Annotated in this window: 9 protein-coding genes; 1 reads left to right on the forward strand and 8 read right to left on the reverse strand. The window is 69.9% G+C overall.

What is annotated here, in order from left to right:
* Nucleotides 1–12: 12 nt before the first annotated feature.
* From fxsT to ACH4U7_RS01950, 8 genes are all read right to left on the reverse strand, one after another.
* Complete coding sequence (gene fxsT / locus ACH4U7_RS01915) at nt 13–4,518, reverse strand: FxSxx-COOH system tetratricopeptide repeat protein (protein ID WP_398526067.1); 4,506 nt, start codon at nt 4,516–4,518, stop codon at nt 13–15.
* Entirely contained in the window at nt 4,511–5,656 is a 1,146-nt protein-coding gene (locus tag ACH4U7_RS01920; RefSeq protein ID WP_398526068.1) for an AAA family ATPase, read from the reverse strand. The genes fxsT and ACH4U7_RS01920 overlap by 8 nt, the downstream gene beginning before the upstream one ends.
* On the reverse strand, nt 5,653–7,197 hold the full coding sequence (locus tag ACH4U7_RS01925) for a hypothetical protein (RefSeq protein ID WP_398526069.1): 1,545 nt from the start codon (nt 7,195–7,197) through the stop codon (nt 5,653–5,655). Before ACH4U7_RS01925 ends, ACH4U7_RS01920 begins: the two co-directional genes overlap by 4 nt.
* 171 nt (nt 7,198–7,368) lie before the next feature.
* Nucleotides 7,369–8,103, reverse strand: a complete 735-nt coding sequence (locus tag ACH4U7_RS01930; RefSeq protein ID WP_398526441.1) for a thioesterase II family protein — start codon at nt 8,101–8,103, stop codon at nt 7,369–7,371.
* A gap of 61 nt (nt 8,104–8,164) precedes the next feature.
* Nucleotides 8,165–10,525, reverse strand: coding sequence for an SDR family NAD(P)-dependent oxidoreductase (locus ACH4U7_RS01935; RefSeq protein WP_398526070.1), 2,361 nt, complete (start codon nt 10,523–10,525; stop codon nt 8,165–8,167).
* The gene (locus tag ACH4U7_RS01940; RefSeq protein WP_398526071.1) at nt 10,519–11,832 is read right to left on the reverse strand and encodes a class I SAM-dependent methyltransferase; all 1,314 of its coding nucleotides are present in this window, start codon (nt 11,830–11,832) and stop codon (nt 10,519–10,521) included. The genes ACH4U7_RS01935 and ACH4U7_RS01940 overlap by 7 nt, the downstream gene beginning before the upstream one ends.
* On the reverse strand, nt 11,798–12,118 hold the full coding sequence (locus ACH4U7_RS01945) for an alcohol dehydrogenase catalytic domain-containing protein (RefSeq protein WP_398526072.1): 321 nt from the start codon (nt 12,116–12,118) through the stop codon (nt 11,798–11,800). The genes ACH4U7_RS01940 and ACH4U7_RS01945 overlap by 35 nt, the downstream gene beginning before the upstream one ends.
* 231 nt (nt 12,119–12,349) lie before the next feature.
* Entirely contained in the window at nt 12,350–12,952 is a 603-nt protein-coding gene (locus tag ACH4U7_RS01950) for a LuxR C-terminal-related transcriptional regulator (RefSeq protein ID WP_398526073.1), read from the reverse strand.
* A gap of 768 nt (nt 12,953–13,720) precedes the next feature.
* Here ACH4U7_RS01950 and ACH4U7_RS01955 point away from each other — a divergent pair.
* Entirely contained in the window at nt 13,721–14,758 is a 1,038-nt protein-coding gene (locus tag ACH4U7_RS01955; RefSeq protein ID WP_398526074.1) for a GDP-mannose 4,6-dehydratase, read from the forward strand.
* Nucleotides 14,759–15,144 lie beyond the last annotated feature (386 nt).

The following is a 15,144-nucleotide window of genomic DNA, read 5'->3' on the forward strand; positions in this document are numbered from 1 at the left end:
CGGCCGGTGACCTCAGAGCGGCATGGGGTCGGCATCGCAGTTGCCGCGCCGCCAGGCCGCCGTGTCGGCACAGGCGGGGTGGTTCTCGCCGAGTTTGGCCTGGAGCTCCTTGACCGCCGTGGCATGCAGGGTCTCGGCTTTGTCGTTCCGGCGCAGCGCCCTGAGATCACAGGCCAGGTTGCCCATCACAACCAGTGCCGTCGGATGTGTCTCACCCAGGGTGGCATTGATCACCTCAAGGTTTTCCCGGTCGAGTTCGGCGGCCGCGGCGGCATCACCTTGCGCAAACATGTCACTGGCCAGATTGGCGGAGGCGATCAGCACATAGGGGTGGGTGTCGCCAAGGGCCTCGCGGGCCCGCCGGAGCGCCGACTCGTTGATGGCACGCGCGGTGTCCACCTCGTTGAGCAACCGCAGGGTGATGGCCAGGTCCACATCGGCCGCGGCGGTATCCGGGTGGTCCTCGCCGAAGACCTCCGCGTAAAGCTCCCCGGTCGACTGCCCCAGCCGCATGGCCTCGTCGAGGGTTCCCGTCTGCCGTAGATCCACGGAGAGATTGAGAGAGGAGATCAAGGAGTCCGGGCTCCGCCTGCCGTAGCGCTCGGTGAGGGCCTTGCGCACCGGCCTGCTGAGCTCCAGCGCTCCGGGGTGATCCCCTGCCTTGCGCCGGGAGACCGCCAGCCGTCCTACGGTGCGCAGTGTGTTCGGGTTCATCTCGCCGAAGAGTCTGCGAAACTTGTCGACCAGTTCCTCGAACATCCGGGCCGCCATGGCGTATTCGCCGGCCTCCCTCCGGTCGAGCGCCAGGCCCGTTTCCGAGAGCAGGCTGTCGTAGCTCTCCTCGCCGTAGAGCAGCACATTGCGCCGATAGGTCTCCTGGTCAAGCTCCAGGGCGCGTTGGTACTGGCCGAAAGTCCGCCGCGCCACGGCCATGTTGTGGGTGTGGATCAGCGTCAGCGGGTCCTCGTCGCCGTACGCCCGCACGGCTCGCCCGTACACCTCCTCGGAGATCTCCAGCGACCCCCGGAAGTCACCCTGGGCACGGCGGTCGGCGGCCACTTGGCCGAGGGTGGAGAGCAGTTCCTCCTCCGCGTCGGTGCCGAGCTCCCGCACCTGTGCCAGCATGCGCTCGCTCAGGTCCGCGGCCTCCTGGTAGCGGCCCATCCGCCACAGCACATACCACAGATCGCGGCAGAGCAGCAGGGTGTGCTGATCGCCCTCCCCGTACTTCTCCCGCCAGATGTCGTACGCATGCTGGCCGAAGTCGCGTGCGGCCTCGTGGTCGCCCCAGAAGTAGAGGTACTGCGCGAGGTTGATGACCATCTGCCGCACGTTCCGGGAGTCGGACTCCACGGCCCTGGAGACCACCACATGCGGATACAGATCGGCGAACCGCGCCCAGTGCTCGGGGTCCCGTGGGTCGCGCGGAGCGTTGGCGGCGAGCAGCATATGTGCGCCGCGCCGCATCCGTTCACGCTGTTCCTCGGTCATCCGGGCGATCAGCACGGACTGCACCAGTCGGTGCATCTGGATGGAGTTGTTGCGGTGGTCGATCTTGGCCAGGGAGTAGCGGTTGATCTCCCGGATGGCGCGGCCCAGCCGCAGCGGGTCGGTCAGCGCCCGGTCCAGGTCCGGGGCGATGGGCTCGACGGCGGCGCCGGAGAACAGCGACCGGGCCACCGGCTCGGAGGCGAAGTAGGCACAGATCTGCAGCAGTTGCAGCGCCGCCGGGTTCTTGCTCGCCAGGTGGTCCAGCGAGACGTTCCACGCGGTGGCCACCGTCTGCTCGTAGTGGGTCGGCGGGGACACCGACATCAGTTCGGCCCGCTTCTCCTCGAAGAGCCGCAGATATTCCGCCGCCGGCATTCCGGTCTCCGCCCGCCAGGCCGATGCCTGCTCGACCGCCAGCGGCAGATCGCCAAGGACCTCCGCGAGCTGGTCCGCCTCGACGTCGGGGAGGTCGGGGTTGCGACGCTGCAGGAGCTGAATGCTCTCGGAGCGTTTGAACACATCCACCTCCAGCGGATGGGCCAAGGTGTTCCACTGGGGGTTGCGGGAGGTGACCAGAATGGATCCGGAGGGGCCGCCTGCCGGGCTGCTCGGGAAGAACTCCTGCACCGATTCCGGACTTTCCGCGTTGTCGAACACCAGCAGCCAATTTCCGTAAGGGTTCCCGGTCCGCAGCGCCTCCAGGACGGCAGGCACCGCGGTGATGGCCTCAGCGGTCACCGGCAGGTGCAGCCGCTGGGCGAGTTCCACCAGCGCCTGGGCGATCTGGGTGGGTCGCTCGGCCGGAATCCACCAGACGACGTCGTATCGGGCGGCATGTCGATAAACGTATTCCAGGGCCAGTTGGGACTTTCCGACACCGCCCATGCCGTGCAGCGCATGCGGAAGCACCGCGGTCGGGCCGTCACGGAGATCACGTTCCAAACGCTCGAGCAGTGCCTCGCGCCCGGTGAAAACGAGGTTCCGCGGCGGCATGTTCCCCCAGACGGCGGGGCGTGTCGAGGGTCCGGAGGAGCCTCGCTCGAGCGACGCGCCCGAATCCGGCGTCGTCGCGCCCCGGGAAACCGCGGTCAAATTCGTACCTCCTCGAAGTGCGCCGTCGCCGCCTACACCTCCCTGCTGTGAGGGGACAGGCGTCTCGGGCGTTCCTGGAATATTCACTGTGACAGGGCCTTCGTTGTGTTCGGCAGGGTTGCTCTCTCCGCGCGCCGTTGGGGCAATCCTTTGATCCGATGAAGCGCGGGTGGTGCGGATGACGTGCTGGATTCGGCGAGCCCGACGCAAATGGGCCCCGGACAGCGCCTCCAGTACGACATGTTCTATTTCTCGGAAACGGAGGTTGTCCCCGGTGACCTCGGGATCCGGTGGAACGTCCCCACCGCTGAGGTGGATCAGCAGCTCACGGGCCGCACCGCTGTGTGGTGCCAGGAACTCCGCGGCGATCCTTGACGCCATTTCCGTCGCCTGCCGGGTGCTCGAGGCAAGCAGCTCCTCACGTACTCCCTGGCCGAAGAGAAAAGAATTTCCGCCGCTCTCGGGCACGGGTTCGACAAGACCGCTCATAAAGAATTCAGCCAGATGGGCCGGGCCCGTTCGAGGTGGGGTGCGGCGCTGAACGGCGTACATGACGGGAAGGTCGAGCGGGACAGCGGCCAGCCGGGTGGCGAGCGAGAAGGCCTCCGGTGAGGCCCACACCCGGAAGCGGGCGACGCGCTCCGCGGCGCCGGCGGGGGACCTGGTGCGCTCCGGCCGCGGCGCGGGGGCCTCGGATCGGCCCTGGGACACGAGAAGCGCGGCCACCTCGGTCCAGCGCGGCCCCTCGCCGCCGATGAACCGGGCCCAGGGGGCGATCCACTCGTCGGCGACCTCCAGGACGGGCACCGGGACCGGGCGCCGACCGCGAGGCGCTTCCGCGGCCGACTCCGCGAGAGGGGCCTCGGTGAACTCCCAGTCCATTCGCGCGCTCCCGGCCCAGGGGCCGGAGGCGCGCAGCCGGACCCGCCGTGGGTCGAGGGCGGTGCGGTGCCACAGCCGCTGCGGGAGCGTCGCGAGTACCGCCACGGGCTGATGCCGGCCCCAGATGGCCAGCGCCTCCTGGACGGCGCCCGCGCGCCAGGCGGGGGCGAGGCCGTCGGTGAGGACGAGCACGATCCGGCGCCCGGAGGGATCGGCCAGGCTCCTCGGTGGCTGGGGCCTCGACCGGCGGTTCGGGCCCCGCAGCACGACCTCGCCCGGGCGGTCGGAGTGGGTGTCCATGAAGCGCAGCCGCAGATCGCGGAAGCCGCCGTGGTGGCGCAGCGCCGCCATGAGGCGCCGGGCGAGGGCGGCCCAGAGCGTCATCTGCGGGCCCGCGTCCACCACCAGCACCGCGTCCCAGTGGCGTTCGTTTCCCGGGCCCATCGCCGGGGGCAGCCCGGGGGCCTCGGCCAGCCGCTCGGCGGTCGCCTCCTCGTCCAGCTCCTGGTGGTGCGTCGAACGCGTCCACTGGCGCAGGGGGCGTAACGCGGACGCCACCTCGGCCGTGGGGAGGCCGTCGGCGGCGCCGGGGCGCGGTGAAGGCCACCGCCGGACGGCATGGGCGTCGGATAAGCGGGCCGATCGCGCGGGGGCAGGGTCATCGGCGGGAAGGACCACGGGGGATGGCGGCGGCTCGGGCTGTGGAAGGCCCTCCGGTAACCGCCCTTGTGGTTCGCTGCCGCCGCCCGTGGGCGGCGTGGAGCGCCCAGCGGCCGGAGGCGGGATCTCGGGCTCCGGTGTCGGCATGGCGGGCGGCGTCGGCATGGCGGGCCGCGGCTCCCCGGGCGCCGGTGGCTCGTCGGCCGGCGGCTGAGCGTCGGAGTGCGACGGCCCGGCCAGCTCCGGGTGGTGGCGGGCCAGCCACAGCGCGTCCGCGACCTCCCACCACCGCAGCCCGCCGACCGGCAGACGTCCGTGGCCCGGGGAGGTGGCAGGGCCGTCAGCCGCACCGTCCGCCCCGGGCCGCTCGGGAACCGGCGGACGTTCAGGCACGCGGTTCCGCCCCGTCGGCGCGTACGTCGGTACTCAGCGGGTGCCAGATGGCGCTGAGCAGGGCCTGCCACTCGGCATCGTCGCCCTCGGCAGGCGTATACGCGCCGGAGGTCGCCAGATGGGCGGCGTTGAGCAGTTGATCGGCGGCCAGGCCGTGCACCTGCTCGCTGCGTGTCATGAAGTCCCGGACCAGCCTGTCGTGCATATCGCCCAACTGGTCGGCGAAGTGAGCGGCGACCAGCTCGCCCAGTGCCTCCGGGCCCGGGTCCGGTATATCGAATCGGAGGCTGCGACGCATAAACGCCTCCGGGAACTCACGCTCCCCGTTCGAGGTCATGATGATCAGAGGGAATGATCGAGTGGTGACAAGGCCGTCCACAATGGGGGCGGTTCCGCCCGGATCCGCGGTGTGGACGATCACTTCGGGGGACCGGCGCTTCACCCGGACGAGTGGGGGCACGGCGTACCAGCCGTCCTCGAAGAGCGTGAGCAGATCGTTCGGCAGGTCGGCGTCGCCCTTGTCGAGCTCGTCGATGAGCAGGACCCTCGGTAAGCGGTGGGGGAGCAGCGCGGTGCCCAGCGGGCCGAGCTGGATGAACTCGCCGATGTCCACGCGGGCTTCGTCACCGGAAGCCGGGTCGCCGCCCCCGTCCGGGCCGTCCGCCGGGCCGCTGTGCTGCCGCGCCGCGTACCAGGCCTGGCCCGCCTGGGCGCGGCCGATCACATCGTATTCGAACAGACCCGAGGCGAGGGTCGTCCGGGAGGTGATCGGCCACTGAAGCACCCTGCCCAGCCGCAGCTCACGGGCGATGCGATAGGCGAGGGTGGACTTGCCCACGCCGGGGCGGCCGGTGACCAGCAGTGGACGCCGCAGCAGAATCGCCGCGTTGACCAGGCGGACCTCCTCCGCCGAGGGCCTGCGCACCGCGCCGATGGGGCCGAGCCGCCGGTCGGCCTCGTCGTCGTCGGGCGGCTGAGGCAGACAGGGTCCGCCCTGGAAGGTCCGCCAGCGCGGCCCGTCCGGCCACTGGCGCTCCTCGTACGGGACGTCGGGCAGCACCGCTCCCGTCCCCTGGTACCGGACTGCGGCGGTGGCGGCCGGCCCGTCCGCCCCTCCGGTTCTCTCGGACGTGTTCAATCGATCCCCCCTACGAAGGTGGCGGGAGCACACGGCCCACCGTCCAGGAGCAGTTCGGGGTTGTCCCAGATCACGCTGAGATCCCTGACCGGGTCATCCTGCGAACCGATGCCACCTGCGGCGCAGTCGCTCTTCCACTGTCTCGCACGCTCGGGAAGCTTCGACAGACCGTCCTCGGCCAGTCCTTCGCGGACCACGCTGCGGAAGGCCTCCGACAAGCTGTCCGCACGATGGTGGATCAGCACGGGGACCCCGAGATCGAGCCCGAGCCGCAGCTCGCGCAGCCCCAGCCCGCTTCTCGGCCTCGGGGGCTCGCTGAGCACCATCGCCACCACCTCGTCCCGCCGCCCGATCCGCGCGTCCAGCAAGGCGAGGTGTTCATCGGTCGAGCGCCCCTCGGCGTCGCACCAGTGGACGTCCGCCTGCTCGGGCCGACTCCGCCACCGGGCCCAGCGCATACGCCAGGCGTGATGGAGCTCGCGCCGCTGCACTCGCTCGAGGCTGTGGATGAATATCTCGTGGTACTTGCTCAAGAGGGGGTTGGCATAGCCTAGTTGGGGGTTCCGATTCCACCACTCGACGGGTTCGTTCAGCAGTTCCGTGGGCAAAAAGAACTCCAACACCACGTCTTCGGCACGCGACTGCCACAGCTCCGCCATCCGCGTCAGCAGCTCCGCGACCGCGACGGGGATCCTGCTCCGTGTCACCAGTTCGCCCGGCTCGCCCTGCGGCTCCCGGTGCAGCCCGGAGGACTCCGCGTAGCGCACCCGGGCGGCGAGCGTGTAACGCGCCTCTCGGCGGCCCTGCTTTCTCCCCTTGGCGTCCACCGGGGTCAGATCGGGCGCCACCTTGACGTACAGCCTGATCACCGGGCGCTCCGGTTCGGCATCCAGCCCGTCCACGCCTCGGACACCAGGGCCGCCGCAGGGCAGAACATCAGCCGTACGGCCACCGGCCAGGCCCGCGCGCATCGCGATCAGCCCTTCCTCGCCGTCGGCGAGATCCCACTCATGGGCGAAGTGCTCATTCCAGGCGTATAGCTCGCCGACCGAGGCCGCCAGATCGGCGTGCAGGGCAAGGTGCTCCAGCAGCACCATGCTGGGCGGCAGACCCCCGGGCGGGGTGTTGCGGCAGGCCAGATGGAGAAAGGCATGCCAGGCGGTGGTGCAGTGGGGAGGGAGGCGGAACCGGTCCCCGCAGACCTCGGCGACGATCGCGTTCAACTCCGGTATGCCGATGTCGAGCGCCTGCCGCAGCGCCGACCAGTCGCGCCCCCGGTACAGATCGGCCGCGTCCCACTCGTCGACCAGGGGCAGCAGCCGATGGGGGAGTGCCGGGGCCACGAAGCCGGTGATCTCCACCAGCGTCTCAAGGCCCCCGGGGCGCTCGCCGCAGGCGCGCACCGCCTCGAAGAACTCCTGATGAGCGGTCGGATAGGGCTCCAGTTCCAGCCCGCCGAACGCCTCGGACAGCTCACGCCGCCACTGATGCCGCCCCCGGGCGTCGGCCAGTGCCGCCGAGTCTCCTAAGACATTCACCATCTCCCCCAGTACCCGGCGCCGCGCACGGTTTTCCGCGAACCGCTCCGACACGTGCGTCCCCCCTCGCACCCGACAAACGCGTTCGTGCATCGCGCTTGTTCGGCATACCCATCGTCACGAGCGTTTAGCGTAGAGGCACAATCGGCTGGCTGGGCACGATCCGCGCATGAATCACACGGACCCCGGACGCTGAGCCGGATTCCGGTACGCGGCGAGCAGGTCCTGCGTGAGCTGAGCGACCACCTCGGGGATTTGGGTGCGCAGGTAGTGGTGGCCTCCGGGATAACGGTGGACCCGGGTGCCGGCCGTCGTACACGCGCTCCATTCGTACAGCGACTCGGGGTCGACCATCGGGTCGTCATTTCCGCCGAAGACGCTCAGCCGCGCGCGCAGCGTCGGCCAGATCTGCCGTGTGTGTTGCAGCAGGGCGACCGCATCCGCCAGGAAGGGGGTGTAGACGGTCCGGGTGAGCGCGTCGTCGGTCGGCTCCTCCCAGCCCATGATCTCGGTGATGGCGGCGATTCCGGAGCCGAGGTTGCGCGCGATGTGGTCGTCGAGACCGTCGTGGTTCGGCGGTGGAACGGCGGACAGCGCGAGCAGATCCGGTTCGGTGCGCAGGTCCGCCCTGAGCCGGTGGGTGGCCTCGAAGGCGAGCAGCGCGCCGAAGCTGTGGCCGAAGACCGCGTAGAAACCGTCGGCGGGTGGCCGATGGCTCAGGTCCGCGGCCATCGCTTCCGCGATGCCTGCGGTGGCCCAGTTGATATCGGTGATCGACGGTTCCCCGACGCGGTTGCCGCGGCCGGGCAGTTGGACGGCGACCAGGTCGATCAGCTGGGAGAATTCGGCGACCCAGGGCAGGAAGAACTCCGAGCCCGCACCGGACGGCGGAACGCAGTACAGCCGGATCCGAGCTGTCTGCCGGTCGGTGAGGCGGTTGAGGTCGACGGTGGGAAAGGCGGGGGCATGGTCACGCGCCCCGCCTGATACGTCCGAGAATGCGCGGGGCGAGCTGCCGTACGCCGGCCGCGGTGGCCAGCTCCATCGCCGGGACGACGCAGCCCAGCCTGCGCTGCAGTACGGAACTCAGCTCGGCCGCCATCAGCGACTCCAGGCCGAGCTGGTCGAGCCGGGTGTCCGGATCGATCCGCTCCGATGTGGTTTGCAGCACCGTGGCCAGTGCCGAGACCAGCACATCGGTGACGAGGCCCAGCGCCTCCGGCTCGGCCAGCGAACGCACCAGCTCCGGTATGTTCCCGTCGGCATCATGGGAGTTGTCGTCGTGCGCGGGCAGCACCTCGGCGAAGCGCGGCGCGGCGACGGTGGGCAGGAGTTTCGCGGTCTGCGCCCAGTCCGTGTTGCCCACCATGATGACGTCCACATCGGGATCGGTGATCAGCTCGCCGAGCACCCGGGTGGCGGTGACGGAGTCGAGCTCCCCGAAACCGGCTTGTCGCATGGTCCCGACCATCCCGGCGCGGTCCGCGTAGCCGGTGTCGGAAATGGCGCACCACTGCACGGCGAGTCCTGGCAGCCCCGCGGCCCGGCGCTGTCGGACGACCGCCTCGCCCGCCAGATTGCCGGCGGCGTAGGTGCTCTGCCGGAGATTGCCGGCGAGCGCCGAGATCGAACTGTAGAACACGAAGAAGTCCAGGGGCAGTTCGCGGGTGAGCCGGTCCAGGTGTGCCGTCCCGGCGAGTTTGGGGCTCACCACCGCGCGGGTCCGCTCATCGTCGAGCTCCACCGCGGTGGCGTCGTCGAGGACGTCGTCGAGCACCATGGCGGCGTTGACGACACCCCGCAGCGGATGGCCGGTGGCCTCGATCGCGTCCAGCAGATCGCGGGTGGCCGCGGGGTCGGTGATATCGGTGGCGTAGGCGGTCGCCGTCGCCCCCTCCTCGGCGACGCGGTCGAGCACGGTACGGGCCTCCGGGTGGGCGGCGCCGCTGCGGGAGGCCAGCGCCAGGTGCCGGGCCCCGCACCGGGCCAGCCAGCGGGCGGTGGCCGCGCCGAAACCGCCCAGCCCGCCGGTGACGAGGTACGTCGCCTCGGGGTCCAGGGCGACCGGTGGCCGCGGACCGCGGACCGGAACCGGTTCCGTGGGGTCGAAGGTGATGACGATCTTGCCGATGTGCCGGAAGTCCCGCAGCAGTGCCATCGCCTCGGCGATCTGCTGCGCCGGGTAGGTGACATGCGGCAGCGGCCGGTAGACCCCGGACCCGACGCGCTCGGTCAGTTCGGCGACCATCTGCTCGGCCACCGGGCTGTCGCCCTGGAGCAGACTGGTGAGGTCGACACCGAAGAAGGAGAGGTCACGGGAGAACGGACGCAGGGCGAGCGCGTTGTCGGCGAGAATGTCGCGCTTTCCGAGCTCCACGAACCTCCCGTGCGGGCGCAGCAACTCCATTCCGCGGCCCAGCGCTTCTCCCGCCACCGAGTTGAGCACCACGTCCACCCCGCGCCCCGCGGTGATCTCGCGGACCTCGTCGGCGAAGCCGAGGCTGCGCGAGTCCAGCACATACCGGTAGCCGAGCAGGCGCAGCAGCTGGCGCTTGGCGGGGCTGCCCGCGGTGGCGACGACGGTGGCCCCGACGTGTTCGGCGTACCGCAGCGCGGCCAGCCCCACCCCGCCGGCGGCCCCGTGTACGAGGACCGTCTCGCCCGCGCGGAGCCGGGCCAGATAGTCGAGGCCGTAGTGCACGGTGGCGAACACCGTCGGGATGGTGGCCGCCTCGGTGAACGGCATGCCCTCGGGGATCGGGATGGTGAGCCGGGCCGGGCAGCGCAGATGTGAGGTGAGGCTCCCGGAGTGCGCGACCATCACCCGGTCGCCGACGGCCCGGTCGGTCACACCGGCGCCGACGCGGCTCACCACTCCGGCGCATTCGAGGCCCAACAGGGGAATTCCCGTGTCCGGAGCCTCGGCCATGGGCGGCACCAGCCCCCGGGAGACCATCACATCGGCGTAGTTGAGCGCCGCCGCCCGTACCTCGACGACCACCTCTCCCGGTTCCGGTGCGGGCACGGTCACCGCCGTCCAGGCCGGTCCGTCGTCCGCCACGGCCAGCGCGAAGGGGTGGCCGTGGCGGGTGGCGGGGCGGCGCTCGGTCATCCGCGGTACGAAGCGTCCGCCCGCGGTGAGCACCACCTCGTCCTCGTCGGTCTCGGCGAGCAGCTCCGCGCACACGTCCGCTTCGGTCGCCCCGCGGGCCACCGCGACCCTGCGGACCCTCAGCAGAGGGTTCTCGCTGGTCAGGGTGCGCGCCTGGGCCCAGGCGGCGGCCGGTACGGGGTGTTCGGGGACCGCGGTGCGCTCGCCGCCGGTCAGCACCCAGGCGCCCGCACCTCACGGCTCTCCGGCAACGCCTGGCAGGCGGTGACCATCGCCCTGAGGACCGCCGCCTGCCGGACCACCGGATCGACGGCGCGGGCCGCGTCCCCATTGGCCTGCTCGCCCAGCATGACCACGATCCCCACGCTCTCCTCGGTGCCGCTGAGCGCGGCGCCCCAGCGCGCGGAGTCGGTGGCGGCGTCGACGCGGCTCACCGAGCGGCCCAGTGTGCGCAGCCGCGCCACCACGGCGTCGGGCAGGCCCTCGACGCCATCCGCGGCGACGAGGAAGTGACCGGGAGCCGCGTCCGAGGGTGTCGGTGGGTGTTGTTCTCGCTCGCCCCGGTCGGCGAACAGCACCGAACAGGCCGGCTCCTCGCCGAGCTGGACCACGCTGGTGAACCCACCGGAGCGCAGCACCTCGGGCCACTGCTCACGGGCGAGCAGGGTGTCCTCGCGCAGCTCCGTGTCGGTGAAGCCGGAGGCCGACCCGAGCAGCCCGTAGCAGGGGGCGAAGAGGTCGTTGTCGTGGAACTCCACGGCGAGCAGCCGGCCACCGCTGTCCAGGAGTTCGGCGACGTGGCCGACGGCGCGGCGCACATCGGTGGTGGCGTGCAGGACGTTGGCGGCGATCACCAGATCGAAGGAAGCGGCGGCGAAGCCCTGTTCGGCGGGGTCGCGGTCCAGATCCAGCGTCCGGTAGTCGAGGTACCGGTATGCGGCGAACCGGTGGCGGGCTCGGGGGAAGAACGCGCTGGAGACGTCCGTGTAGGCGTAGGTGGTGCGATCGGCGGGCAACCGGGGCAGCAGCCAGGCGGTGGTGGACCCGGTACCCGCGCCGACCTCCAGAATCCGCAGTGGCCGGTCCGCGGGCCAGGCATCGACCAGCCCGGTGAGCAGTTCCCTGGCCATCCGGTTCAGATACTGGTGTGCCACGGAGGTCGTGTAGTGCAGCTCGGCCAGCCGCTCGGTGTCCGAGAACAGCAACTGCATCGGATCCACGTCCCCGGTGAGCACCCCGGCCAGTTGCGGACCGCACCGGGCGTACAGCAGCAGCTCCGGCGCCATGGCGGGGAAATCCCGCAGCAACTCGGCGAGCAGTCGGCCCGGTTCCGGTGTCCGGCCCGGCACACCTTCCCGCTCGGCGAGCGCCCGCAGCTTCTCGTACAGCCGCCGGTTGCCCGGCCGTGCGCCGCTCGCCTTCAGCTCGGCGACCGCGGCCGCCACGAAGTGGCCGGTCAGATGGGCGACGCGGCGGACGAACGAGGGGCTGTCATAGCGGCGGGCCGCCGCGGTCAGCGCCGCCACCTCCCCGGCCCGCGCTGCGGCGAGCTCGGTGGCGGTCGGCAGCCCGGTCGGGCCGGTGGCCCCGGGCAGCGGAGCCGCCCGGAGGGTGCTGACGATGCGGTCGACGCCGCTCCCCGCCGCCTTGTTCCTGCGTACGCGGACAGACGACGCCGGCGGCCTCGTAGCCGAGCGAGGAGGGGAAGGTCGGCTCGTAGAAGTAGCCGCCCTCGCGGAACATGACCTCGGCCCGGTTGAGGCCGATCGCGTCCACGCGAATGCGAAGCTCACCGGCGCCGGGAGCGCCCACTTCGACATTGCGCAGGGTCAGGACCTCGGGGCCGCGAACTGTACGGGCTTTGCCATGGGTGCTGCTGCCGCCGCTCCTCAACGTGATGGTTTGCTCACGGTGGGTTTCGGTTGTGTATGGGCGATGGGTCCCCCGGCTTCGGTTCGCCGGGGGCGTCGGCGCCAGGTTCGGCGAAGGTGTCGCCTGTCCCGTCCCAGGGGATGACTGACAAAGTCCGTCCCGGAGGTTGCCCTACTTCACGAAGTCCGAGACGACCCGGGCCGGCCAGGTGCCCACGGTGAGCATGCCGGCCGCGTATGCGCGGGATATCAGGGCCGCGCGGTTACGGGCCTTCATCTTCCGGAGCATCGAGCCCACGTGGTATTCGACGCCCTGCCTGCTGAGATAGAGGTTGGAGGCCATCTGGATGGTCGAGGCGCCGGTGGCCACGCCTTCCAGGATCCGGGCCTCCAGGGGTGAGAGCAACAGGCGGCGCTGGGTGCCGGGTTCGTCCTCTGGTGTGTGGTTGTCCGGTTTGACGAGGACGACGATGGCGGGCAGTCCGTCCGATGAGCCCTGGACGGCGGTGGCGGTCAGTACGCCCGAGAACGGGTGTCCGCTTGAACGGTGCCCCACGACCCGTTCGCTGAAGCGGGTCCGCCGGCCGTCGTGCAGCCTCAGGAAGTGTTCCCGGAGGACTGCGGGCGAGCTGGGACGCAGCAGCTCGAACAGGTTCCGCCCACACAGCTCGGCCGAGGATCCGGCGAAGCAGCGGAAGAAGTCGTCGTTGCCCGCCTGGACCCGCAGGTCCGAGTCGAGGGTGGCCATGCCCGTGCCGTGCTCGGTCGTGGACACGCGGGTCCGGATCCCGTTGTCACTCTGACCGGAGGTCGAGGAAGTCACCGGGATGGTGTGGGAGAGAGCCAAGAGGAGTCACCTCTTTCGGTCGTTTCAACGACGACGCGAGGGGTGTCGCCCGTGAATTGATCAGGGCGCTGACCTGATAATCAGCCTCGACGACGTCAATTGTCCATGCTTTAAGTCGGCTTTCCGTGACAGCTGTGCGGTCACGTTTCGTGCTGCCCCCGTGAGCGTCAAACTGGTCGTACCGAAAAGGAGCACAGTGACGGGTGTTAGGTTCAGTTCCAAGTGTATATCGGAACCGTGCCCTCTTTCGCTGCCCGTATGCCACGTTGTGGTGACCGTTCTTGCCCGATTGCCCGCGTCGGTCACCCGTACGGGCCCCTTGTTCATGGGGTGTTGAGTGTAAGAGGAGGGCATGATCGCGGTGTGCCGGGAGTCTCGGTGCGTGGACCTGATCACGATCACTTACGGGCCTTGAACTGGCCGGTACCCCCTCGCTGCCTGCAAGGACGCGGATAGTGGCGAACCCGGCGACGCGCCCCAAGTCTCGGAAATCCCCTAGCGTATTCGCGCTTCCTTGACATCATTCCGGAGCGGCTGTGAAGGTTGAGCTAGACAACCTCGCATTCGGATCCGGGCAGCCGACCCATGGCCATTGCGGGTGCGCCTCAAGCAGTGGAATGCGTCGAATTCCCTGTGCCGCCCACTGCGTGAAAAAACCACTCGACGGTCTTTCCGTGGTCGTGGAAGGGATCCTTTATGTCCAAGTGTGCGTTGATCACCGGAATTACCGGCCAGGACGGCTCGTATCTGGCCGAGCACCTCCTTGCGCAAGGGTATCGAGTCTGGGGATTGATCAGAGGCCAGGCCAATCCCAGAAAGCTGCGGATCAGCCGGCTGGCCTCGGACGTCACCTTTGTCGACGGCGATCTGATGGACCAGGCGAGCCTGGTGGCGGCCCTCGACGCGGTGCAGCCGGACGAGGTGTACAACCTCGGCGCCATCTCGTTCGTACCGATGTCCTGGCAGCAGTCCGAACTGGTCACCGAGGTCAACGCCATGGGCGTGCTGCGGATGCTGGAGGCGATCCGCATGGTGAGCGGGCTGGACAAGTCCCGCGGTGGCGGCGGTGGCAGCGGAGGGATCCGCTTCTATCAGGCGTCGTCGTCGGAGATGTTCGGCAAGGTCACCGAGACACCGCAGCGGGAGACCACGATCTTCCATCCCCGCAGCCCGTACGGCGCGGCCAAGGCGTACGGCCACTTCATCACCCGCAACTACCGTGAGTCCTTCGGGATGTACGCCGTCTCCGGGATGTTGTTCAACCATGAATCGCCGCGCCGTGGCGCGGAGTTCGTGACCCGGAAGATCTCGCTGGCGGTGGCCCAGATCAAGCTCGGGCTCCAGGACAAGCTCTTCCTGGGCAACCTGGACGCGGTACGCGACTGGGGCTTCGCCGGCGACTACGTCCGTGCGATGCATCTGATGCTCCAGCAGGACGAGCCATCCGACTATGTGGTGGGCACCGGCCGCATCCATTCGGTACGCGACGCCGTGCGCATGGCCTTCGAGTCCGTGGACCTGGACTGGGAGGACTACGTGGCCATCGACCCGACCCTGGTCCGCCCCGCCGAGGTGGAGACGCTGTGTGCCGACAGCACACGGGCCCGCACCGAGCTGGGCTGGGAGCCGACCGTGGACTTCCGTGAACTGATGAGCATGATGGTGGAGTCCGACCTCCGCCAGGCCTCCCGTGAACGCGACTACGGCGATCTCCTCTCGGCCACGAGCTGGTGAATGCCGCCGCATAGGTTGCCCGGTGGTGTGTCCAAACGCCACCGGGCATTGTCGTGTTCCCCCGTGTTCCCCTCGCAATCCCAGGTATTCCCTGGTGTTCTCGCGCGTTCCATCGGTTCCCCGGTCACTGGGGACGAGGAACTAGGGGTTTCCTCGCGGGCCCGTGATGACACTGGGCGAGGGGAGCCCTTGACCGCCATCACATGCGGCCACCCCGAGGGGCCGCCGACCGCCGTTTCCCGAGTGGGGGGAAACGGCCGGTCGCGGCCCCGGTCGGTGGCCCCGGCGCCACCCCGGCCGCGTATGTCCGGTGGGTTCGGTCGCGACGAATCCCTCCCCTGCCTGTGCGGATTGCCTGCCGCCAGCGTCGAGACGGGTTGAGTGAG

Origin of the sequence: Streptomyces sp. NPDC020845 (assembly GCF_044334165.1) — a bacterium.
In the GTDB taxonomy this organism is placed as follows: Bacteria; Actinomycetota; Actinomycetes; order Streptomycetales; family Streptomycetaceae; genus Streptomyces.

What these genes read in the sequence shown, in the direction of transcription:
- ACH4U7_RS01955 (WP_398526074.1), top strand. Translation starts at nt 13,721, where the DNA reads ATGTCCAAGTGTGCGTTGATCACCGGAATTACCGGCCAGGACGGCTCG.
- ACH4U7_RS01925 (WP_398526069.1), bottom strand. Translation starts at nt 7,197, where the DNA reads ATGGTGAATGTCTTAGGAGACTCGGCGGCACTGGCCGACGCCCGGGGG.